Here is a 19,937-nt window from a genome sequence, read left to right as displayed (position 1 = left end):
AAGCTTCTATGCTTTCATAAATAAATTGTGATGTTTCGTCATGTTATATCTTATTTTCACCAAGGAGGGAGAACTTTTGTCATTTCTACACCTCGCCATTTTCTTGCCATTTCTCATGGCCATGCTTATTCCCATTTTTTATCGATGGACTAAACAACTGCATACTGGATGGATTGTTTTGCCGATTCCTGTCATCTTATTTATCTACTTTTTGACGTTTATTCCGCAAACAATGGACGGGGTTGTCACACAGACGATGCCTTGGATTCCATCACTCGGTATTAATTTCACTGTCGTTGTGGATGGGCTCAGCTTATTATTCGCTTTGCTTATTACAGGGATTGGATCGCTCGTCACGTTTTACTCTATTTTCTACTTAGGTAAAAAGAAGGAGCGTTTAAACAATTTTTATGCATTTTTGTTTATTTTCATGACAGCAATGCTCGGAGTTGTGCTAAGTGATAACCTAGTTGTCCTCTATTTATTCTGGGAAATGACGTCGATTAGTTCATTCCTATTGATTGGATATTGGTATCATCGGGAAAGATCGCGTTATGGCGCGCGAAAATCATTACTTATCACCGTATTTGGAGGCTTAATGCTTCTCGGTGGGATTTTATTACTTCACCTTATTACTGGTTCGTTCTCATTACGCGAAATTATTTCGGAGGCCGCGCTTGTTCAAAGTAGCTCACTCTTTATTCCAGCGATGATTTTTATTTTGCTGGGGGCGTTCACAAAATCGGCGCAGGTTCCGTTTCATATTTGGTTGCCTGACGCGATGGAAGCGCCGACGCCGGTTAGTGCGTATTTGCATTCGGCGACGATGGTCAAGGCTGGTATTTATCTGGTTGCTCGTTTTACACCTCTTTTTGCGGTGTCGGGGGCTTGGTTTTGGACGATTTCGTTGGTCGGGATTGTAACGCTGTTCTGGGGTTCGATTTCGGCGACGAAGAAAACAGATTTGAAGGCGATCTTAGCCTATTCTACGATTAGTCAGCTCGGCTTGATTATGACGCTACTTGGTGTCGGGGCTGCTGCGCTTCATTTTGATTCTTGGCATGATAACATTTATATTGGCGCGATTGTGGCTGCCGTGTTCCATCTGTTTAACCACGCCACGTTTAAAGGTAGTTTGTTCATGATGGTCGGGATTGTCGATCACGAGACTGGGACACGGGATATTAAGCGTCTTGGTGGTTTGATGCAGATTATGCCGATTACGGCGACGATTGCTTTCATCGGAACGTTTGCGATGGCGGGCTTACCTCCGTTCAATGGTTTTTTGAGCAAGGAGATGTTTTTCCAGAGTATGGTCGATGTGACCTCGCTGAACCTGTTTCATGCTGAGACATGGGGCGTAGTTTTGCCGGTCATTGCTTGGATTGGAAGTATTTTTACGTTTGTTTATAGCATGATTATTTTCTTCAAAACTTTTGGTGGCAAATTCAAACCGCATTTGTTACCGAAAAAACCGCACGAGGCTCCGATTGGCTTATTGTTACCGCCAATTATTCTGTCAGCGCTTGTCGTCATTACTGGCTTATTCCCGAATTTGATTGCAAAACCACTTCTTGAGCCTGCGGTGAAATCAATTATGCCTTCGCTTTATGGGACGGATTATTCGATTCATATTAGTTTCTGGCATGGCTTCACGATGGCGTTATTGATGACAGCTGGGGTTATTATTTTAGGGATTCTCCTATATAAAACCGCGAATTGGTGGCGACCTTTTATCTCGGAGAAAGTTCCGGCGTTTTTCCGTTGGGGCAAGGCGTATGATAATGGCATGTATTATATGGAGCAAGGCTCGTATCGCTTTACTTTGTGGGTGATGACTGGCTGGTTGCGGACGTATTTGAACTACATGTTGACGGCTTTCATTATTTTGATGCTCGGTACGATTTTTGCGACGGATGCGCTTAATTTCGATCTTTCGGCGATCTCGCGTGTGACGATGATGGACTATGTTCTGGTGCTTGTCGTGATGGTGACGCTTGTTGGTATCGTATTTTCGAAGTCGCGCATTACCTCGATTATTTTGCTCGGTGCGATGGGTTATACGATTAGTATTTTCTTCATTGTCGCTCGGGCGCCCGATCTTGCGTTGACGCAGCTCGTGATTGAGACGATTTCGGTTGTGCTTTATTTGCTGGTTTTCTATCACTTGCCGCAGTTCAGTAATATTGAGGAGAAACCGCGATGGCTTTCTGTGAAGACGTTTATTAGTGTCGGTGTCGGGCTCGTCGTTTTCTTGATTTCGCTTTCGGCCTACGATACGACGTTTTACGATTCGATTTCGCAGTATTATATTGACAACACGTACACGAAAGCAGCTGGGAAAAATATTGTCAACGTGATCCTCGTCGATTTCCGTGGCTTTGATACGCTTTTTGAAACGGCTGTGCTCGCGATTGCATCCATTGGTATTTTTGGAATGATAAAATTACGGTTAGCTAGGAGGGAAAAAAATGAAAACAAATGACGTATTGCTGCGTAATGTGACCAAGGTTGTTGTGTTTATTATTTTCCTGTTCTCGCTTCATCTGTTTTTAGCTGGGCATTACAATCCTGGTGGTGGCTTCGTTGCTGGCTTGATTTCGGCCGGTGCGGTGACGCTTACCTTGATTGCGTATGACTCGCAGACCGTGAGAAGTATGTTAAATATTAATCCGATTATGATGACAGGTGTCGGCTTATTGTTTGCGGTCGGCACTGGCATGATTGGTATTTTAGCTGGTGATCCTTTTTTGACGCATAAATTCGGTCATGTGGATTTGCCGATAATTGGGGACACATCGCTTCACACGGCGACGATTTTTGACTTAGGTGTTTATCTGGTCGTTGTTGGTGTGACGCTTACGATAATTCAGACGATTGGGGAGAGTGACTAGATGGAACTGTTGATGTCGATTTTAATTGGGCTCATGTTTATGGCAGCCACTTACCTCATTCTTTCAAAAAGTTTGTTGCGTATTATTCTCGGAACGGCGATTCTGAGCCACGGGGTTAACCTGCTTATCTTAACAATGGGCGGTTTGAAAAAAGGGAAGGCTCCCCTGCTTGATACACCGGGGCTTTCTGCTTACAACGATCCATTGCCTCAGGCGCTCATTTTGACGGCGATTGTTATTAGCTTTGGGGTGACGGCGTTCTTCCTTGTACTTGCTTATCGGGCTTATCAGGAACTAGACAGCGAGAGCGTTTCGAAGACAAGGGGGCATGAATCTGATGATGACTAACCTTGTTTTAATGCCCATCTTGATTCCGTTTTTCGGCGCGATTTTCTTGATGTTACTACCGCGAAAAGTGATTCTGCAACGTGTATTGGCTATCATTACGAGCGCTGTGCTGATTGGTGCTAATATTTTTCTCGTGTATTACGTCTATCAACATGGGATTCTCGTTGTAACACTTGGAAATTGGCCAGCGCCGTTCGGAATTTCGATTGTTGGCGATATGCTAGCGATTCTGCTTGTAACAACGACGAGCCTAGTGCTTCTCGCTACGCTGATTTATTCTTTCTACTCTATCGGAAAACCGCGCGAACGATTTCTGTATTATCCGGCTGTCTTATTTATGATCGTTGGTGTTAACGGCTCGTTCCTGACGGGTGATATTTTTAACTTGTTCGTGTTCTTTGAAGTGATGTTGATGGCGTCTTATGTGCTGCTCGTTCTGGGCGGGACAAAGGTTCAACTGAAAGCGACGGTCAAGTATTTGCTGATTAATGTGATTGGTTCTGCCTTTCTGGTCATGGCGATTGCCCTTCTCTACTCGATGATTGGTACGCTGAACATGGCCGACATTTCGCAAAAAATTTCTGAGATTCATGGCGGAAATACAGGGATGATCACGGTTGTTGCGGTATTGTTCTTGTTCGTATTTGGACTGAAAGCTGGGATTTTCCCGTTATACTTCTGGTTACCCGGTTCTTATTTCGCACCACCGATTCCAGTTCTCGCTTTATTTGGCGCTTTGCTTACGAAGGTCGGGGTGTACGCGATTATTCGGGTTTACACGCTGTTCTTCTACAACGAGACGAGTTTTGCGCTACCGTTATTGTCTACGCTAGCACTCATTACGATTGTGCTCGGCGTCATTGGCGCGATTAGTTACAACGATATGAAGACGATTATGATTTACAATATTTTGATCGCGGTTGGTGTGATTCTATTCAGTGTCTCACTCATGACCCGCGAGGCTATGACTGGCGCGATTTTCTACCTGATTCACGATATGCTGATTAAAGGGACACTGTTTCTCGTTATCGGTACTATCATCGCGATTACCGGCTTTTCCAGCATCAAAAAATTCAGTGGCCTCATGAGCGTGAAACCATCGCTCGGCTGGACGTTCTTCATTGGGGCGCTTGGTCTTGCTGGTATTCCACCACTCAGCGGCTTTATTGGAAAACTGCTAATAGTGGAAGGCGCTTTTGCTGTTCAGAATTATGTTGGTGGCGTCGTTGTCCTTCTTTCTAGCCTGTTCGTCCTCCTTTCGATGATTAAGATTTTCTCCAAAGGGTTCTGGGGCGAGAAAAAAGGCACGTTTAAATTAGATATTCCGTACCGAAAAATGATGGTACCCGTCTTGATGTTGCTCGCGATTTCTGTCGCTTATGGTATCTTTTCAGAAGGTATGTATCCGCTGATTGAAAAAGCGGTTGATCCATTAGTTGACCCATCGATTTATATTCAAGCGGTACTGGGGGAGTGATGCAAAAATGGCGTTTCAATTAATTATTAATATTATTCTTGCCTGTTTGTGGATGTTCCTGCAGTCAGCTTTCACGATGGGAACTTTCATTCTTGGTTTTATCATCGGGATATTCTTGCTGTTCTTCATGCGCCGCTTCCTTGGCTCTCGCTTTTACATTTGGCGAATTTTAGCGCTTGTGAAATTGATTTTTAACTTCTTTAAGGATCTCATTATTTCGACCGTGATGGTGGCACGTATTGTTTTGAAAAAAGATATGAACATTCGTCCGGGGATTTTTCGATATGAAACAACGCTTGAAACCGACTGGGAAGTGACGATGTTGGCGATTCTAATTACGCTGACGCCGGGGACGCTTTCTATCGATATTTCTGATGACTATAAAGCAATTTACGTGCATTCGCTTCACGTTCCGAATATTGAAGAGGAAATTGCGACCATTCGTAAATCCTATGAAGGCGCGATTATGGAGGTGTTCCATTGATTATTATAAACACAGTCCTAGCCATTGCCCTGTTTATGTATTCTGTCTCGATTTTCCTTTACCTATATCGGATTTTAAAAGGACCAACGACCTCCGATAAAGTGGTGGCGCTTGACTCGATTGGGATGAACCTTGTCGCGATTGTCGCCCTGCTTTCGATGCTGCTCGATACAAGTGCGTATTTGGACGTTATTCTCTTGATTGCCTTGCTAGCCTTTATCGGGACTGTTTCGTTTGCTAAATTTGTAGAGAAAGGTAAGGTGATTGAACGTGAACGTGATAATTGAGATTATTATTTCGATCATGATTCTAATCGGTGCCTCGCTCAGTATTTTGGCCGCGATTGGTGTCATCCGCCTTCCCGATGTCTATACGCGAACACATGCAGCGGGTATTAGCAATACGTTTGGCGTCAGTTTACTGCTTTTTGCGACGGTTGGTTACTTTTTTCATTCAGGGGAAGGCTTTAACGCACGGGTTTTGCTTGCGATCCTGTTTATCTATTTGACCACGCCGATTGCTTCTCACTTGATTAACCGTGCAGCTTACGATACGGGTGTGCCACTGGCGATTCGAATTCGTGACCAACTGCGTTCCGTCAAAAAAGACGAGATTAAAGAGCGGAAAAATATTATTATTAAGCAAGAGCAGTTGGAGCGCGCGCGTCAAGAACGTGAGGAACTTGAGGAACAACTCGATTGGGACTTGCGTGAGGAGAAGATTGATCAGCGTGAAGAACTAGAGGATATTGCTCGTGAACAAGAGGAAACATTAATTGAGCTTGAATCTGATGACTCGGAGCAAGAGATAATCGAACTTGACGAAGAAAGTGATACAGATAAAAAAGAATAGAAAAAATGCCATGCCCCGCGAAAAAATGGGGACATGGCATTTTTTATGATCGTTTTTGTTTGATCGCTAATGTGCAGCGACTGATGGCTATTAGTTTATTGTCTGCCTCACTGCGAATCTCGACTTGCCATACGTGTGTCGTCCGTCCGATGTGGATTGGTGTCGCCGTAGCAAGCACGTAGCCATCTTGTACAGAGGCAATATGGTTTGCATTAATCTCAAGCCCGAATGCAATTTCGTTCGCGTCAACATGCTTTGTGGCCGCTATGCTCGCCGTCTGCTCAGCAAGTGCCACCGATGCCCCACCGTGCAAATAGCCAAACGGTTGCCGCGTTTTTTCATTGACTGGCATTCTCACGGACGCTGCATCCTTCGTCAATTCCACCAATTCCATTTCTAAGTATTCACCTAAACTCATAATCGTGTCCCCCCTCGCCTTACTTATTTCCCCATTATAGCCGAAAAAAGTGAGACTGACAAAAGCCAGGCTATCCATTTAATTAGAGCTAAAGTAGGTTTCCCTTCCCTTTTCTTGTGGTACAATACTAATATAACTGTTTACTAGGGAAGAGGAGATCGCCATGTTAATCAATGTACCTTTAATTGCTTCACTCATTGCTATTTTTTTCGCGCAATTTGTCAAAGTACCGATCCATTTGCTCGTTTATCGTAAAATGCAGTGGAGTCTGATGTTTTCAACGGGAGGTATGCCTAGTTCGCATTCGGCAGCTGTAACAGCGCTCATGACTACGCTCGCCATCACGTACGGGATTGATTCTCCTTATTTCGCGATTGCTGTTGTTTTCGGGATTATCGTCATGTTTGATGCTACCGGTGTTCGTCGCCAAGCTGGGGAACAAGCCGTCGCGCTCAATAAATTAGCCCGCGATTTCCATGAATTCGTCGAGCACGCAAAAGGGTTAACAGAACCTGGACAAGAAGAAAAGCAACAACACTTGAAAGAAATGCTCGGTCATAAACCAATGGAAGTTTTCTTTGGCGCTTTGACTGGTATCGCGATTGGCTTTCTTGTGGATTATTTATTCGGACTTTTATAGAACAACAAAAATAGAAGCAAGAATCAGGACTTTGTGAACCTGATTTTCGCTCCTATTTTTAATTTTATTTATAAAACTTAAATTTACCTTTATTCATCATGACACCAGTTCCACCAATTTGGTATAACGCGCGGTCATCGATTACTTTTTTCATCACAGACGCTGGGTAGCCTTTCAAGCTTCTGCCCATAACAACGCCGATAGCATCGTTGTCTCCGATAGAACATACTGTACCTTTTTCGTGGTATACGAACGGCGCTAAGTCATTCGTTAAGCCTTTTACCAATTTGGCAAGGTTCACCGCAGCAATATCCGCTTGTTGCATCGCGATTTGTGCTGTTGGTGGATACGGACGATCATTTTCAGGGTTAATCATTAACGAGCAATCCCCGATAATCAAAATTTCTTCGTTGCCTGGAACCGTCAAATCGTCGTTTACTTTCACACGACCACGGCCTGCTTCGAATCCAGATGCTTCGATAACGCTATTCCCACGTACACCAGCTGCCCAGATAACAGTCGCTGCTTTGATTTCCACATCTTCTGTTTCGCTTTTTGCGTATTTAATACCGTCTGCTGTAGCTTCCTTCACTGGCGTTCCAACGTTGAATTCTACACCACGGTCTTCTAAAACGCCTACGCCATAGTCTACTAGTTTTGCATCGAATTGTGGCAACACTTTTGGTGAAGCTTCCATACAAACAATGCGGACTTTTTCACGTGGCACGTCATATTTTTTCACAAGTTCTGGAATGCGGTTTGTTAGTTCCCCTAAGAACTCAATCCCCGTGAAACCAGCGCCACCAACGACGATAGTCAATAATTCATCGCGTTGTTCTGTTTTCCATTTTGCAAAACTGCCTTCAATTTGAGCACGAATTCTCTTAACAGAATCAATACTTGTAATCGTGTACGCGTATTCTTTCAAACCGCTGATACCGAAAGTTTCTGCTTCTGATCCAAGTGCAATCAGCAAGAAGTCGTACGAAATATCCCCTTTGTTCGTCAATGTTACTGTTTTGTCGTCTTTGTTGATCTTCTCCACAGTATCTTGAATGAAAGTTGTTTTTGTTGGGTTGACTACTTTCGCGATAGGATACATTAGTTGTTCTGCTTCTAATGTTCCTGCGGCAGCTTCATGTAACCATGTTGTTTCATGATGATAGTCATTTTTGTTCACCAATACTAATTCTGCTTCAACATTCAATTGTTGCAACTTACGCAACGTTTTCAAGCCGCCATACCCAGCTCCCAGAATGACGATTTTTGGCTTACTCATCTGTATCACATCCACTTTCCCATTGTATTTTTCTCACAAAAAACTGCACCAGGTCAATGCCTAATGACAATTATGTAGATTGCGCTTAAACATCTACGTCTCAAGAGGAAGGCAAAAAGCCCTCACCCTATATCATAGCTCTTTCAAGTCTTTTTTTCAAGAGAAGAAGCTCACAATGTAATAAAATTCTGAAAAGCTATTGCCATACTGTTTCCGTTGTTTTTATGGTAGAATGGTTTTATTCGAGAGAACATTTATTATGGGAGGTTTTTTTGTGGACGATCAAACAAAAATTTATGATATAACGATTATCGGTGGTGGGCCAGCTGGGCTATTCGCGGCTTTCTATGCAGGTATGCGAAAAGCGAACGTGAAAATTATCGAGAGCTTACCTCAACTAGGCGGACAACTCTCCACGCTTTACCCCGAGAAATATATTTACGATATTCCAGGTTTCCCGAAGGTTCGTGCGCAAGAGTTGGTCAATAACTTGGTCGCTCAAATGAAGCCTTTTGACCCGACGATTTGTCTGGAAGAAGCCGTTGCAAGCGTTGAGAAACAAGCAGATGGCACGTTTGAGATTAGCACGAATCAGGATACGCATTATAGTAAAGCGATTATTATTACAGCGGGCAACGGTGCTTTTCAGCCTCGCCGTTTAGAGCTGGACGACGCAATGCAATACGAAGGCAAAAATCTGCATTACTTCATCAATGACCTGAGCCGTTTTTCAGGACGCCGCGTAGCCGTTTGTGGTGGTGGTGATTCCGCAGTAGACTGGGCTTTAATGCTAGAGCCGATTGCAAAAGAAGTTTCGATTATTCATCGACGCAACGCTTTCCGTGCCCATGAACACAGCGTTGAGAAGTTAGAACAGTCCTCGATTACAATCAAAACACCATTCATCCCGACCGACATTATCGGTGATTCCGAGAATTTGACGCAGATCGTTTTAGAAGAAGTAAAAGGCGACCGGAAAGAAGTTCTTGAGATTGATGATTTCATCGTGAACTACGGTTTCGTTTCCTCTTTGGGGCCGATTAAAGAATGGGGACTTGATATCGAGCGCAATTCGATTGTTGTCAATTCCAAAATGGAGACGAACATTCCCGGCATTTATTCCGCAGGCGATGTTTGTACGTACGACGGCAAGGTAAAACTGATTGCAACAGGATTCGGCGAAGCACCGACCGCAGTGAACAATGCGATGAATTACATCGATCCAAAGTCCAGGGTACAACCGATGCACTCGAGCTCGATGTTTGACTGAAGTGCTGAGACAGCCCGTTAGCCTCGACAGAAATTGTTAGAGGGCGCAGTGAAAGTCCTCCTTTGACTTTTATGGAGGCCACGAAATTTCCGAGAGGCTGGCTGTTGAAGCTGGATCCGAAGACGCCAGACATAAACTCACAGCTAACTTTGACTGAAGTGCTGAAAGAGCCCGTTTAGACTCGACAGAATGCAAGAAACGAATGCTGGCTCTTGAAGCAGGATTTGACTAAAGCGCTGAGACAGCCCGTTATGTTGATTCACTAAATCAGCAGGCAGTTGAACAAAGTGAAACTGCCTACCTTGACTTTTACGGAGGCCACAAAATCTCCGCAAACCTGACAACTATATTACTACTAAATCAAAGAAATCTAATCCTAGAAAGGAAGTTTTCAAATGAACATATTAGTAATAGGAGCCCATGGACAAATTGGAAAACAAACCGTCGAGCTACTGGCCAAAAATGCAAATTTTACTGTTGTAGCAATGATTCGCAAAGAAGAACAACGAGAAGCACTAGAACAACTTGGCGCAAAAGTAATCATTGCCGATTTAGAAAACGACTTTAGTTCAGCCTATAGCGGCATCGATACGGTTATTTTCTCTGCTGGATCTGGTGGACATACCGGCCCCGAAAAAACCATTGCCATCGATCAAAACGCAGCGATTAGAGCCGTCCAGTACGCGGAAAAACATGATATTTCCCATTTTATCATGGTTAGTTCTGTCGGTGCCGATCAACCAGAACAAGGCCCTGAATCACTCAGAAACTATCTCATTGCCAAAGGAAACGCTGATAAGGCGCTCCAACAAAGCCAGCTAAATTACACAATCATTCGTCCCGTCACGCTCACAAACGAACCCGCAACAACACGAATTAGCGAGCATACGACAGGTCACACAACCATTACACGAGCCGATGTTGCCCTTTTCCTAAGCACCATTGTCGATAACACCAAAACATACAAACAAACCTATACCATTCAAAACGGTGAAACACCAATAGATCACTTTATTAAATAAAAATAGGCTAGTTCCGAAGCGTCGCCACACTCTTTGGAACTAGCCTATTTCCTATTAAAAAGGATTATCCTCTAAAAACTGATAAATATTCGCGACCAAATCTGCCGGTGTCTCTCCTCGAACCACTTCCCCATCCACTAGTGCAAACATAGAGGAAGCACACAAATCACAGTACGTCAGACAGTCGTACTCAATCACATCAAGGCTCGCATCAGCATCTAATGTATCAAATGCCTCCTGCGCCCCCGAAGCTAAATTATTCACACAAAACTCAACAATCGGATTCATGATTTCCTCCAATCCAATTTACGCTGGTTGATAGCCACGATCCGTCATCATCGCATAGATATCCTTCAACCGCGGATTCCCCTCAGCGATGACATCACCATCAATCACAATCACAGGATACATATAATCCTCTTCCACGATCATCGTTGCAATCCGCTTCATCTCAGCTTCTTCCTGTGGCGCAAAAATATCGACATATTCCACTTGAAACGGTTGCTCCGGAAACTTACGACCTATCGCCGCCCTAAGCCATTCCTCCGTCTCCTTAGAAGATGGAGATCCAACACAGCTCGCACAAATATTCGACGACCCATAAACAAAAATTTTCGCTTCTTTTTCCATCTTTGCTCACCTCTCTTTTATTCTACAAAATATAGGCTCCAAAAGCGAGTAAACCGGTTTCTTAATTGAATTATAAAACTATTTCGATATGTAATTGTTGACACGCTATTCTGTCTATATTATACTTACAGATAGTTACTTTAATGCGTTCAAGTAGTACACTAAGAAATCTTATTTGTTTGTTACCGTGCTTAATCCACACGGTTAACATAAAAGTAACACTCCCTTTTTTAGTCAGATTTACCCATCTGACTATATAAACTTGCCCCGTCCCTTCTTGAGCCTTAGGGACGGGGCATTTTCATTTGTTGTGGGGCATATACTATGTAAATCGGCGGCAAGCGTTCGCATTTCAAATAAAATTTAGTCGTTTTACGAGCAAAGAAAACAATAAAAAATTTATGCAGTACAATTTTAAGTGCCCTCAAAAAGGCAAGTTATTTTTCATATTTTTATTAACAAATATTTCTATTATCAGTTTCACTGGTCACTTCTTTAAAACCTATCCTCCGCTTTGGACACTATCCCTTTCTTTTTTTTCTGATGCTGTTATAATAGGGGATATAAGTGAGAATTATTCACAGTTAGGAAGGAGTCGAATGCCATGAATAGCGAGATGTATGCGGAAGTGGATACTGCTCTTAAGAAATTTAGACCTTTTTTAGTCAGAGATGGCGGCGACTATGAGCTCGTTGAAGTGACGCCTGATGGTATTGTAAAAATTCGGTTATTAGGGGCTTGCGAAACGTGCCCAAGTTCAGATATGACGTTAAAAATGGGAATTGAACTCACTTTATCGGAAAAGGTAATGGGTTTTAAAGAGGTTGTTCAGGTTTTTTAAAAGGAAGCTTGTGCCGATTTTGTTTGAGTTGGGAGAGATAGAAATGGTTGAGAAGCAAAGTGAATTAGAGAAAAAAGCGCGGGAATGGCTCATAGAACGCGGGGTAACAATCGATGATATCGCCGACTTGGTACTATTTTTGCAAAAACAATATCATTCTGCGTTGAGTCTCGATATTTGTCGTGAGAATGTGGAGCGTGTGTTGCGTAAGCGTGAAGTCCAAAATGCGATTTTAACTGGAATTCAGCTTGATGTCTTGGCTGAGGAAGGAAAGCTCGTCCAACCGCTACAAAACATTATCAGTGCTGATGAAGGACTGTACGGCATGGATGAAATTCTAGCGCTGTCTATCGTCAATGTATACGGTTCTATCGGATTCACGAACTACGGCTATATTGATAAAGTGAAACCTGGTATTTTAGCGAAACTAAACGAACATGATGGTGTGCAGGTGCATACATTCCTTGATGACATCGTAGGCGCGATTGCTGCTGCGGCCGCGAGTCGATTAGCGCATAGTTATCATGATGATATCGTACAATAAAAATACAGAAGCATCGCCGGTCTGATTCTAGACTTGCGATGCTTCTTTGCTTATTTTCACAACTTCGACTTGGCGAATCGAATTCTTGTTCATGCTTTGAATCATGAAGCGCCAGCCACATTCCTCTAAAAAATCTCCCGTTTCCAGATCAAAACGTTGGTAAAGTAACCATCCTGAAAGCGTATGAACACCCGGACTGCTCAGCTCGATTCCAAGTTCTTCCTCAACAGATACCAATGGCTCGTTGCCCTCGATAATGAAATGGCCCTCAGCAATCTTCCTGACTCCCTTCGGCGATGTCGCCTCTTCCATATCCCCAACGATGATTTCCATCACATCTTCCAGCGTAACGAGCCCTGACGTCCCACCATATTCATCGGTCAAAACAACGAAAGACTGCCCTTCCTGCTGCATTTTGAACAGCAATTCCTGTAACTTCATCCCCTCAAAAACCTGCATAATCGGCGTCATAAATTCCTCGATCGGCTGATCTAAAATCGCTAAATCACGCCCTAGTCCTGCCATCACAACACTTACTTGCAACATCCCAACAATGTGATCCTTATCGCGCTCCTCTGTTACCGGAAAGATATGATACGTCTCTTGTGCCGTTAACTCGAGCAAATCACGAACCGAGTCCAACTTACTAATCGTAATCATTTTTGTCCGCGGAATCATCACTTCTTGCGCTGGAACATCGTCTAATTTAAAAATATTTTGCATGTAGCGAAACTCTTGTGGGTTCAGTAAACCTTGTTGGTAACTGTCATCCAGTACGATTTTTAGTTCCGTCGGCGTCATCCGGTCCATATCCTCGTCACCCGACTTCACGCCGAATAACCTCGTAATCAAGTTGGCCGAGTGGTTGAGTAGCCAGTTGAGCGGGAACGTTATATAATACCACCAAATCAGCGGGCGCGCAATGAATAATGCTACTTTTTCCGTGCTGTGGATCGTGAATGTTTTCGGCGCGAGTTCCCCTAAAACCACATTCAAAAACGTAATCAAAATAAAAGCCGTGAAAACCGCGATTGGTCCTTCGATCGAAGCTGGGATTGGCAGCATATCAAAAAGTGGCTGTAACCATCCGCGCATCGTTGCCTCACCGACCCACCCCATGGCAAGCGCTGCGAGTGTGTTTCCTAATTGGCAAGCCGCAAGATAATCGTTCATTTGTGCCGTCACTTGCTCCACATATTTCGCACGCGGATTCCCGCTCATCACAAGCTGCCGCACCGTGGGCTTTCTAATCGCAACAATCGCGAATTCGCTCGCTACAAAAAAAGCTGTCATCACGATTAAAAATATGACAAAAATATCATTAAATACCGCCATCCCAACATCGCTCCCCATTAAATAAGAAAAGACGGCACTTTCATTAAGTATCCGCCTTTTTTCGTATAATTATAATTCCCATTCCGATAATTTCATCACGCGGTGAATCGGTTGTACTTCTTTTGTCGCCAATTGTTCTGGTGAGGTAAAACCAGTATGCACGATCAATGTATCAATGCCATAGCGAATCCCAGCTAAAATATCGGTCTCATAATTATCGCCAACCATGATGACACGCTCTTTTTTCACACCGAGTTTCGCAATCGCTTGCTCCATGATAATCGCTTCCGGTTTTCCAATAAAGATTGGCTTCATGCCTGTAGCAATAGCCACGACGGACGTGATCGAACCATTTCCCGGCAACAAACCGCGCTCTGTCGGAATCGCCGCATCCCCGTTCGTCGAGATAAACATCGCACCCGCACGAACTGCCATTGTCGCCGTTGCCAGTTTCTCATAGTTGATGTCGCGGTCAATCCCCATCACCACAAAATCAGGGTTCTCCGCCGTCAATTCAAAACCAGCTTTCTCGATTTCGTGTCGTACACCCTCTTCGCCAATCAAGTAAACCGTCTTTTTCCGATCTGCCTGCTCCAGCATAAACTGAACCGTCGCCTGCGATGTTGTAAAAACTTGATTCGTCGTAGCGGGAATATCGAATTTGCGCAAAGTCGCCGCTACCTGTTCTGGCGTTTTTGACGAGTTATTCGTTACATATAAATACGGAATATGCGCCTGATCCAATTTCTCAATAAAGCCCTGCGCCTCTGGTATCGGCTCACTTCCAAGGTACATTGTCCCATCCAAATCAATTAAATAGCCATCATATTTCACTATCGCCCTACCTCTTTCTCATTTTCGCCTATTTCACTACTTTTTTAATCACAAAATATTTGCAGCCAAAATTGCAGTACTCATACAAATACTCTTTTAACGTGCTAATTTTCGTATCGTAGGTCGCTTTTCGATTATCGTCATCAAAAAAACCTTTCAAACGAAGCTGATCATAGCCCCAATCGCCGACAATATAATCGTAGCGCGCCAAAATATCGCTGTATCGTTCCGTCAAAGCCTCTTCATCAAAAGCATCCCGGTTATCCTCAATAATTTCATACGTCGTATTCTGAATCGTAATCATGGTTCCAGTCAACCTCCCTCACCGTATTTTTCTTTTAATTTCCATGTCATCACATCACGTAATAACTCTGGCGTGTAGACTTCTTTTCCAGCCACCCGTTTAATAATCGGGAAAAATGGCGCATAGACAAATGTATCGTGCGTCACAACACGGTATATTTTCTCCGGATCAATCACTGCACCGTCCCATAACACCATATCCAATTCCGCATCATAGGTCATTCGTTTCGTCAAAATAGTCCCGAAAACCTCGCCACGAAAACCGAAACCGCGCAACGGTATATCACGTAACTCCGCTTCTTTTTCCGCAATCTCATGAATCAAAACATCGAGCTCCACGCCCGTCATCGAAAGCACAATAAAGTTCAGCGGATGAGGCAACAACTGGTGAATATCGTACGCCGTCACAGTCCCCTTTGGCAAATCGGTCATATAAATACCCGCATTCGTCAAAAAAGTCTCTGCACCAGTCCACTCACAAGCCGCTTCATGAAAGAGCTCGGAAATCTCGGAGCTTTTAAACCAATTATGCGCTAGTTGATGCGGAAGTGCAACCACTTTCTGATCCAATTCAGCCTTACCTTTTTCTAGAAAAGTAGCTACTTGAAGCTCTTCATCCGCAGGCGCCGGCAAATCTGCCACTGTGTGCACTCGCGCCTGTTTTGACACTAATTTGCCAGTCACTTCATCAAAATCGAGCGTCACTTTGCCAACATATTCACCCCAGCGACCAGCTGCAGCCAACAACGCGCCTCCTACTTCTTTCCCATGTTCCAACAAATGATGCGTGTGCCCGCCTAAAATAAGATCGATTTCCGGTATTTCAGCTGCAATTTTTTCGTCTAAAGGCAAACCGAGATGGCTGAGCAAAATCGTAACGTCCGCCTCAATTTGACTGACTTCCCGTTTAATCGCTTGAATCGGTTCTTCAATTCCCCATCCGAGCGATTCATAATACTCCGTAAAGCAAGCAGTTGCCCCAATAATCGCAATTTTGATACCGTCACGCTCTATATAAAGATGCCCTTTTGCGAAGTGTGCGAGTTCCGTCTGTGCCTGATCTTCGTACACATTACAGCAAACAACCGGAAATTCTGCCCGATCATATAAGTGCGCCAATTCCTCATGCCCCAACGCCGCGCCTTCATTATTTCCAATCGTCACCGCATCATACGGCAAGCCATTCAACAAGTCTACATTGCCTTGCCCCATCGAACCTTCTGTAAAAGGATGCACGCGATCAATAAAATCACCAATATCAAAAAATAAATCATCCTGCGCCGCCAATCGCTTTTCATGTAAAAAAGCAAAGATACGCGGCCATTTTTCCAGATGACTATGAATATCATTTGTATGCCAAATCGTTAAACGTTTCATGATAAACATCCCCTTCTTTCGTCTCCTTCTATTGTAGCCTAAATGGTCGCTTTTGACACGTCACAAAACTGCTTTTGTTCCTTATGTCCCTTTTCAATTACTCTAAAAAGGCGTATGATGAACAGTATACAATAAAAAGGAGGTCTGATTCCTTGGATATCTATCAAATTTTTGCCCTTTTACTCATTGCTATTTTTGCGGGCGTGCTTGGTTCCGTGCTTGGTCTTGGGGGTGGGATTATTGTCACACCAGCGCTTACACTGCTGTTTGGCATCGATATTAAATATGCCATTGGCGCCAGTATTATTTCCGTTATCGCAACGAGTAGCGGCTCAGCCATCGCCTACATAAAAGATCGTATCACCAATTTACGCGTCGGTATGTTTCTCGAAATCGCGACCACGCTTGGCGCTATAACCGGGGCGTTTGTCGGCGGTCTTCTCTCTGCCACGGCGCTCTACATGATTTTCGGCTTCCTGCTTCTCTACTCAGCCATCACAATGATAAAAAAAGTTGGCTCCGAGTTTCCAACCAATGTAAAGCCCGACCCAATCGCGACAAAACTGCGACTTCACGATACGTATTACGATAAAGCATTGCGGCAACAAGTCGATTATGAGGTTGCTAACGTTCCCGCAGGATTCGGCGTCATGTACGGAGCTGGGATTGCCAGTGGTTTACTCGGCATCGGAAGTGGCGCTTTTAAAGTCATGGCACTAGACGTCTTCATGAAAATGCCACTCAAAGTTTCAAGCGCGACCAGTAACTTAATGATGGGCGTCACGGCCGCAGCCAGTGCCACCGTCTACTTGTTCCGTGGCGACATCGATCCCATGATTGCAGGCCCCGTCGCAATCGGTGTTCTCATCGGCGCAACTCTCGGTACCAGAATCATGCAACGCCTAAAAAGCAAAGTCATCCGTCTCGTATTTATTCCTGTTTTAATCTACGTAGCACTGCAGATGATTTTAGAAGGATTGGGGTGGATCTAAATGACCGATAAATCAACAACAGACGAAGAAATGCACCGCGTAGAAGCAGTTGTCAGTGGCCTATTACGAATCGGTGTCCTTCTGAGCGCCGCAATCATTCTCATTGGCCTGCTACTACTCCTATTTACAGGAGCGAGCGGCTATCCAGGAACAACCTATCCAACAACGCTAACAGCCATTTTTACAGGCATCGGCGAATTCAAGCCATACGCGATTATCATGTTTGGGCTCTTCTGCCTCATTTTAACACCAGTCTTACGCGTGGTGGTATCTCTCATCACCTTCTTAAAAGAAAAAGATTACCTGTATGTCGCTATAACCGCGATTGTCCTCATCATCCTAGCAATTAGCTTTCTAATCGGCACTACAGGCTAACAAAAACAGTAGTTGCGCTCTGATATTAGAGTCCAACTACTGTTTTTTATCGCTATAAACTGGTGCTTCTTCTCGAATAAGCACATCATAATTCTGCTCCTGCGCCAAAATTCGATGCAGCACCACTTTCTTCTCATCTGTCAGCACTTCATAAAAGACAAGATACGCCTTACCAATCTGAACTTTACGATATTCGCGGCAATACTTCGGATCTTGTAACACCATTCCCATCAAAGGAAAAGTGGTAAGCCTCGCCTCAACTTTAGCCAACCTCTCAAAAAACTTCTCTTTCTGGCTCTCACTGCAGTACTGATAGTCTAAAAAGTGCATAATAGCCGCCACATCTTCTTGAAAAGCATCTGACCATTCTAATGAAATACCATGGCTCATATACTATACCTGTTTACTATTGACTCTTAGCTTTGCCCAGCCAATACTCGAGGTAACCGTTCGATTATTTTGCTTATCATCCTGTGATTCTCTTAATTTATTCAAAATATCTAATTCATTGGAAACTATGATTCTGTCCAGTGTCGGAGGGATAGTGTGTGTGTTATTTTTTCTTGTCATTTGTGTCGCTCCTTTTCTTTTAGTCTCTCTATCATAACACATTATGTGTACTATCCGCAAACAATATCCTAAAGGAGTGAAAATAGCTTTTTACATAGGAACAAGCTATTTTTTTCAGCTATTTAAATGTCTAAAAAATAAAAAGAAGGGGTAAAAAGAATCCCCTCCAAAAAATCATATATCAAATAAATTCATCTGCATTGGTGCAAGTCCTTCATAAGAGATATCTAACGCTTTTTGCAGTTGTTTCGCATTGTCGGCTGCATCTCCACCAGAATTATTATTAAAAATCACAATAACTTCTTTTGAATGTTTCTGTAAGTGTCTAATATTCTCTGCCCAATAATTGATTTCCTCGTCATTGTAACGGTAAAGCGTCCTAACTTCGCGCCATTCAGGACTATTTGCTTTCATCCAGCCCGCGCTGTTCCTACCATGCAAACGCACTAGTGTCATCGCTTCATTTGTCGCTCGTAGTACAATCGGAACGCTCCCATTCCCAACTTGTGGCTCATCCACAACTGTATGAATAAAACCCAAATCTTTTAACAAAGCCAGCGTTTGCGGTTCATTCGTCTCCGTGTACCAAGTCTTATTCCGAAATTCAATAGCAAGCGGCAAGTCTCCCATTTTTTCACGAACAGCTCGTAAATAGGTCACGTTTTCTTTCGTACAACCAAAATACGGCGGAAATTGAAACAAGATTGCCTTTAACCTTCCAGATTCACTCATCGGCGCAATCGCATCCATAAAACGGCGATACATCTCTGTCTCCGAATCATAATACTGCTGCCACTCTTTATGCTTCGTCATCGCCTGAAAAGCCTTCACAACAAAGGTAAACTCTTCCGGCGTCCGCTCGATCCATCGTTCCGTCGTAAGCGGTGAAGGAATAGCATAAAAACTCGTATCCACTTCCACCATCGGAAAATTGCCCGCGTAATCCTCTAATTTATGTTTACTCGTACTGGAATATAATGTAGCGTGATCACTCCACCCCGTAAGCCCAATCGTTATCATCGCAAAACTACCCCTCTCTACCGTTTAGATTTCATTGCTCGCGTAATCGTCAAACCTTCCTGATTCGCAAAATTTCGGTATTCTGGACTATCCATCGCCACTAACTTCACATACCCATCTTGATTAAAATGTAGCCCCCAACCGTATCGTTTTCCCAGTGGTGACGTCCGCATACACGCTTGACTCTTCCCAAAAAAAGCAGCTCTTTCCGATTCACGCGCCTCCTCAGGAATATTTTTATGCAACATATGCGTCTCAAAAAGCACTTCTTCTTGCGTATATTTATAATCATGCCCATTTAAGAGTTCAAACTGAATCTCACCAACCGTTTTATTTTGGCGCTTACCGTTCGGAATTTCACCATGATCCGCTCTAGTATCTTCTGCAACCAGAATAAACGTATTATAATAATTCAAATTCATTTTTCGCACC

At 43.7% G+C, this 19,937-nt stretch carries 25 protein-coding genes; 14 read left to right on the top strand and 11 right to left on the bottom strand.

The annotated features are described in order from the left end of the window. Nucleotides 1-76 precede the first annotated feature (76 nt). Genes DUK53_RS13980 through mnhG form a run of 7 tightly spaced genes read left to right on the top strand, consistent with a single transcriptional unit; the run spans nucleotide 77 to nucleotide 6,055 of the window. A complete protein-coding gene (locus DUK53_RS13980; RefSeq protein WP_036129810.1) occupies nucleotides 77-2,485 on the top strand; it encodes a Na+/H+ antiporter subunit A in 2,409 nt (802 codons plus the stop codon). Further along, complete coding sequence (locus DUK53_RS13975) at nucleotides 2,472-2,894, top strand: Na(+)/H(+) antiporter subunit B (protein ID WP_036095140.1); 423 nt, start codon at nucleotides 2,472-2,474, stop codon at nucleotides 2,892-2,894. The genes DUK53_RS13980 and DUK53_RS13975 overlap by 14 nt, the downstream gene beginning before the upstream one ends. Next, nucleotides 2,895-3,242 carry a Na(+)/H(+) antiporter subunit C gene (locus DUK53_RS13970; RefSeq protein WP_036095138.1) on the top strand — a complete coding sequence of 116 codons (348 nt, stop codon included), beginning with the start codon at nucleotides 2,895-2,897 and terminating at the stop codon, nucleotides 3,240-3,242. Continuing rightward, complete coding sequence (locus DUK53_RS13965) at nucleotides 3,235-4,719, top strand: Na+/H+ antiporter subunit D (RefSeq protein ID WP_103034914.1); 1,485 nt, start codon at nucleotides 3,235-3,237, stop codon at nucleotides 4,717-4,719. The genes DUK53_RS13970 and DUK53_RS13965 overlap by 8 nt, the downstream gene beginning before the upstream one ends. Before the next feature lie 7 nt (nucleotides 4,720-4,726). Further along, nucleotides 4,727-5,203: a Na+/H+ antiporter subunit E gene (locus DUK53_RS13960; RefSeq protein WP_036077833.1), complete on the top strand. Its 477-nt coding sequence runs from the start codon at nucleotides 4,727-4,729 to the stop codon at nucleotides 5,201-5,203. Nucleotides 5,204-5,238: 35 nt separating this feature from the next. Then, nucleotides 5,239-5,490, top strand: a complete 252-nt coding sequence (locus DUK53_RS13955) for a Na(+)/H(+) antiporter subunit F1 (protein ID WP_260447338.1) — start codon at nucleotides 5,239-5,241, stop codon at nucleotides 5,488-5,490. After that, nucleotides 5,474-6,055 carry a monovalent cation/H(+) antiporter subunit G gene (mnhG, locus tag DUK53_RS13950; RefSeq protein ID WP_036095133.1) on the top strand — a complete coding sequence of 194 codons (582 nt, stop codon included), beginning with the start codon at nucleotides 5,474-5,476 and terminating at the stop codon, nucleotides 6,053-6,055. Before DUK53_RS13955 ends, mnhG begins: the two co-directional genes overlap by 17 nt. A 43-nt stretch (nucleotides 6,056-6,098) precedes the next feature. Here the strand turns inward: mnhG and menI are convergent, their stop codons facing one another. Continuing rightward, nucleotides 6,099-6,473, bottom strand: coding sequence for a 1,4-dihydroxy-2-naphthoyl-CoA hydrolase MenI (gene menI, locus DUK53_RS13945; RefSeq protein WP_036095130.1), 375 nt, complete (start codon nucleotides 6,471-6,473; stop codon nucleotides 6,099-6,101). Between the two features lie 163 nt (nucleotides 6,474-6,636). Here menI and DUK53_RS13940 point away from each other — a divergent pair, with 163 nt between their 5' ends. After that, nucleotides 6,637-7,113 carry a divergent PAP2 family protein gene (locus DUK53_RS13940; protein ID WP_221640912.1) on the top strand — a complete coding sequence of 159 codons (477 nt, stop codon included), beginning with the start codon at nucleotides 6,637-6,639 and terminating at the stop codon, nucleotides 7,111-7,113. A gap of 64 nt (nucleotides 7,114-7,177) precedes the next feature. Here DUK53_RS13940 and DUK53_RS13935 read toward each other — a convergent pair whose 3' ends face one another. Then, nucleotides 7,178-8,392, bottom strand: a complete 1,215-nt coding sequence (locus DUK53_RS13935) for an NAD(P)/FAD-dependent oxidoreductase (protein WP_036095125.1) — start codon at nucleotides 8,390-8,392, stop codon at nucleotides 7,178-7,180. A gap of 274 nt (nucleotides 8,393-8,666) precedes the next feature. Between DUK53_RS13935 and DUK53_RS13930 the strand changes: the two genes are divergently transcribed. Together DUK53_RS13930 and DUK53_RS13925 are read left to right on the top strand one after the other, a co-directional pair. After that, nucleotides 8,667-9,662 (top strand): NAD(P)/FAD-dependent oxidoreductase, encoded by a 996-nt coding sequence (locus tag DUK53_RS13930; protein ID WP_036095180.1) that lies wholly within the window; start codon nucleotides 8,667-8,669, stop codon nucleotides 9,660-9,662. Nucleotides 9,663-10,057: 395 nt separating this feature from the next. Then, nucleotides 10,058-10,684: an SDR family oxidoreductase gene (locus DUK53_RS13925; RefSeq protein ID WP_036095122.1), complete on the top strand. Its 627-nt coding sequence runs from the start codon at nucleotides 10,058-10,060 to the stop codon at nucleotides 10,682-10,684. A gap of 54 nt (nucleotides 10,685-10,738) precedes the next feature. Here the strand turns inward: DUK53_RS13925 and DUK53_RS13920 are convergent, their stop codons facing one another. Together DUK53_RS13920 and DUK53_RS13915 are read right to left on the bottom strand one after the other, a co-directional pair. Then, entirely contained in the window at nucleotides 10,739-10,972 is a 234-nt protein-coding gene (locus DUK53_RS13920; RefSeq protein ID WP_036095118.1) for a YuzB family protein, read from the bottom strand. Nucleotides 10,973-10,990: 18 nt separating this feature from the next. Continuing rightward, nucleotides 10,991-11,314, bottom strand: coding sequence for a YuzD family protein (locus DUK53_RS13915; RefSeq protein WP_036095115.1), 324 nt, complete (start codon nucleotides 11,312-11,314; stop codon nucleotides 10,991-10,993). A 604-nt stretch (nucleotides 11,315-11,918) separates the two neighbouring features. Between DUK53_RS13915 and DUK53_RS13910 the strand changes: the two genes are divergently transcribed. Further along, the gene (locus DUK53_RS13910; RefSeq protein WP_036095114.1) at nucleotides 11,919-12,155 is read left to right on the top strand and encodes a NifU family protein; all 237 of its coding nucleotides are present in this window, start codon (nucleotides 11,919-11,921) and stop codon (nucleotides 12,153-12,155) included. Between the two features lie 43 nt (nucleotides 12,156-12,198). After that, nucleotides 12,199-12,699, top strand: coding sequence for a phosphatidylglycerophosphatase A family protein (locus tag DUK53_RS13905; RefSeq protein ID WP_036095113.1), 501 nt, complete (start codon nucleotides 12,199-12,201; stop codon nucleotides 12,697-12,699). A gap of 27 nt (nucleotides 12,700-12,726) precedes the next feature. Here DUK53_RS13905 and DUK53_RS13900 read toward each other — a convergent pair whose 3' ends face one another. The 4 genes from DUK53_RS13900 to DUK53_RS13885 form a co-directional block, all read right to left on the bottom strand. Further along, a complete protein-coding gene (locus DUK53_RS13900) occupies nucleotides 12,727-14,034 on the bottom strand; it encodes a hemolysin family protein (RefSeq protein WP_036095111.1) in 1,308 nt (435 codons plus the stop codon). Nucleotides 14,035-14,103: 69 nt separating this feature from the next. Beyond that, complete coding sequence (locus DUK53_RS13895; RefSeq protein WP_036095109.1) at nucleotides 14,104-14,871, bottom strand: TIGR01457 family HAD-type hydrolase; 768 nt, start codon at nucleotides 14,869-14,871, stop codon at nucleotides 14,104-14,106. 25 nt (nucleotides 14,872-14,896) lie between these two features. After that, complete coding sequence (locus DUK53_RS13890; protein ID WP_036095107.1) at nucleotides 14,897-15,172, bottom strand: YutD family protein; 276 nt, start codon at nucleotides 15,170-15,172, stop codon at nucleotides 14,897-14,899. Nucleotides 15,173-15,180: 8 nt separating this feature from the next. After that, nucleotides 15,181-16,548, bottom strand: a complete 1,368-nt coding sequence (locus DUK53_RS13885) for a bifunctional metallophosphatase/5'-nucleotidase (protein ID WP_036095178.1) — start codon at nucleotides 16,546-16,548, stop codon at nucleotides 15,181-15,183. A 152-nt stretch (nucleotides 16,549-16,700) separates the two neighbouring features. Here DUK53_RS13885 and DUK53_RS13880 point away from each other — a divergent pair, with 152 nt between their 5' ends. Continuing rightward, nucleotides 16,701-17,540, top strand: a complete 840-nt coding sequence (locus DUK53_RS13880; protein ID WP_036095102.1) for a sulfite exporter TauE/SafE family protein — start codon at nucleotides 16,701-16,703, stop codon at nucleotides 17,538-17,540. Further along, entirely contained in the window at nucleotides 17,541-17,915 is a 375-nt protein-coding gene (locus DUK53_RS13875; RefSeq protein WP_036095101.1) for a DUF1634 domain-containing protein, read from the top strand. Between the two features lie 36 nt (nucleotides 17,916-17,951). Here DUK53_RS13875 and DUK53_RS13870 read toward each other — a convergent pair whose 3' ends face one another. The 3 genes from DUK53_RS13870 to DUK53_RS13860 all read right to left on the bottom strand — a co-directional run bounded on the left by DUK53_RS13870 (nucleotide 17,952) and on the right by DUK53_RS13860 (nucleotide 19,927). Further along, complete coding sequence (locus DUK53_RS13870; protein ID WP_036095100.1) at nucleotides 17,952-18,305, bottom strand: type II toxin-antitoxin system RelE/ParE family toxin; 354 nt, start codon at nucleotides 18,303-18,305, stop codon at nucleotides 17,952-17,954. Between the two features lie 354 nt (nucleotides 18,306-18,659). Then, the gene (locus DUK53_RS13865; RefSeq protein WP_036095098.1) at nucleotides 18,660-19,505 is read right to left on the bottom strand and encodes a DUF72 domain-containing protein; all 846 of its coding nucleotides are present in this window, start codon (nucleotides 19,503-19,505) and stop codon (nucleotides 18,660-18,662) included. Nucleotides 19,506-19,522: 17 nt separating this feature from the next. Continuing rightward, a complete protein-coding gene (locus tag DUK53_RS13860) occupies nucleotides 19,523-19,927 on the bottom strand; it encodes a DUF6157 family protein (protein ID WP_036095096.1) in 405 nt (134 codons plus the stop codon). Nucleotides 19,928-19,937 lie beyond the last annotated feature (10 nt).

This window comes from Listeria sp. SHR_NRA_18 (genome assembly GCF_003856515.1).
Taxonomy (GTDB): Bacteria; Bacillota; Bacilli; order Lactobacillales; family Listeriaceae; genus Listeria_A; species Listeria_A newyorkensis.
This window is presented reverse-complemented; position numbering and strand designations above follow the sequence as displayed.

Bases quoted from the DNA above. Each gene is read 5' to 3' on its own strand.
- DUK53_RS13975 (WP_036095140.1), top strand. From the start codon at position 2,472: ATGAAAACAAATGACGTATTGCTGCGTAATGTGACCAAGGTTGTTGTG.
- DUK53_RS13900 (WP_036095111.1), bottom strand. From the start codon at position 14,034: ATGGCGGTATTTAATGATATTTTTGTCATATTTTTAATCGTGATGACA.
- DUK53_RS13910 (WP_036095114.1), top strand. From the start codon at position 11,919: ATGAATAGCGAGATGTATGCGGAAGTGGATACTGCTCTTAAGAAATTT.
- DUK53_RS13865 (WP_036095098.1), bottom strand. From the start codon at position 19,505: ATGATAACGATTGGGCTTACGGGGTGGAGTGATCACGCTACATTATAT.
- DUK53_RS13860 (WP_036095096.1), bottom strand. From the start codon at position 19,927: ATGAATTTGAATTATTATAATACGTTTATTCTGGTTGCAGAAGATACT.
- DUK53_RS13905 (WP_036095113.1), top strand. From the start codon at position 12,199: ATGGTTGAGAAGCAAAGTGAATTAGAGAAAAAAGCGCGGGAATGGCTC.
- DUK53_RS13925 (WP_036095122.1), top strand. From the start codon at position 10,058: ATGAACATATTAGTAATAGGAGCCCATGGACAAATTGGAAAACAAACC.
- DUK53_RS13960 (WP_036077833.1), top strand. From the start codon at position 4,727: ATGGCGTTTCAATTAATTATTAATATTATTCTTGCCTGTTTGTGGATG.
- DUK53_RS13970 (WP_036095138.1), top strand. From the start codon at position 2,895: ATGGAACTGTTGATGTCGATTTTAATTGGGCTCATGTTTATGGCAGCC.
- DUK53_RS13890 (WP_036095107.1), bottom strand. From the start codon at position 15,172: ATGATTACGATTCAGAATACGACGTATGAAATTATTGAGGATAACCGG.
- DUK53_RS13965 (WP_103034914.1), top strand. From the start codon at position 3,235: ATGACTAACCTTGTTTTAATGCCCATCTTGATTCCGTTTTTCGGCGCG.
- DUK53_RS13915 (WP_036095115.1), bottom strand. From the start codon at position 11,314: ATGGAAAAAGAAGCGAAAATTTTTGTTTATGGGTCGTCGAATATTTGT.
- DUK53_RS13935 (WP_036095125.1), bottom strand. From the start codon at position 8,392: ATGAGTAAGCCAAAAATCGTCATTCTGGGAGCTGGGTATGGCGGCTTG.
- DUK53_RS13875 (WP_036095101.1), top strand. From the start codon at position 17,541: ATGACCGATAAATCAACAACAGACGAAGAAATGCACCGCGTAGAAGCA.
- menI (WP_036095130.1), bottom strand. From the start codon at position 6,473: ATGAGTTTAGGTGAATACTTAGAAATGGAATTGGTGGAATTGACGAAG.
- DUK53_RS13955 (WP_260447338.1), top strand. From the start codon at position 5,239: ATGTATTCTGTCTCGATTTTCCTTTACCTATATCGGATTTTAAAAGGA.
- DUK53_RS13920 (WP_036095118.1), bottom strand. From the start codon at position 10,972: ATGAATCCGATTGTTGAGTTTTGTGTGAATAATTTAGCTTCGGGGGCG.
- DUK53_RS13940 (WP_221640912.1), top strand. From the start codon at position 6,637: ATGTTAATCAATGTACCTTTAATTGCTTCACTCATTGCTATTTTTTTC.
- DUK53_RS13885 (WP_036095178.1), bottom strand. From the start codon at position 16,548: ATGAAACGTTTAACGATTTGGCATACAAATGATATTCATAGTCATCTG.
- DUK53_RS13870 (WP_036095100.1), bottom strand. From the start codon at position 18,305: ATGAGCCATGGTATTTCATTAGAATGGTCAGATGCTTTTCAAGAAGAT.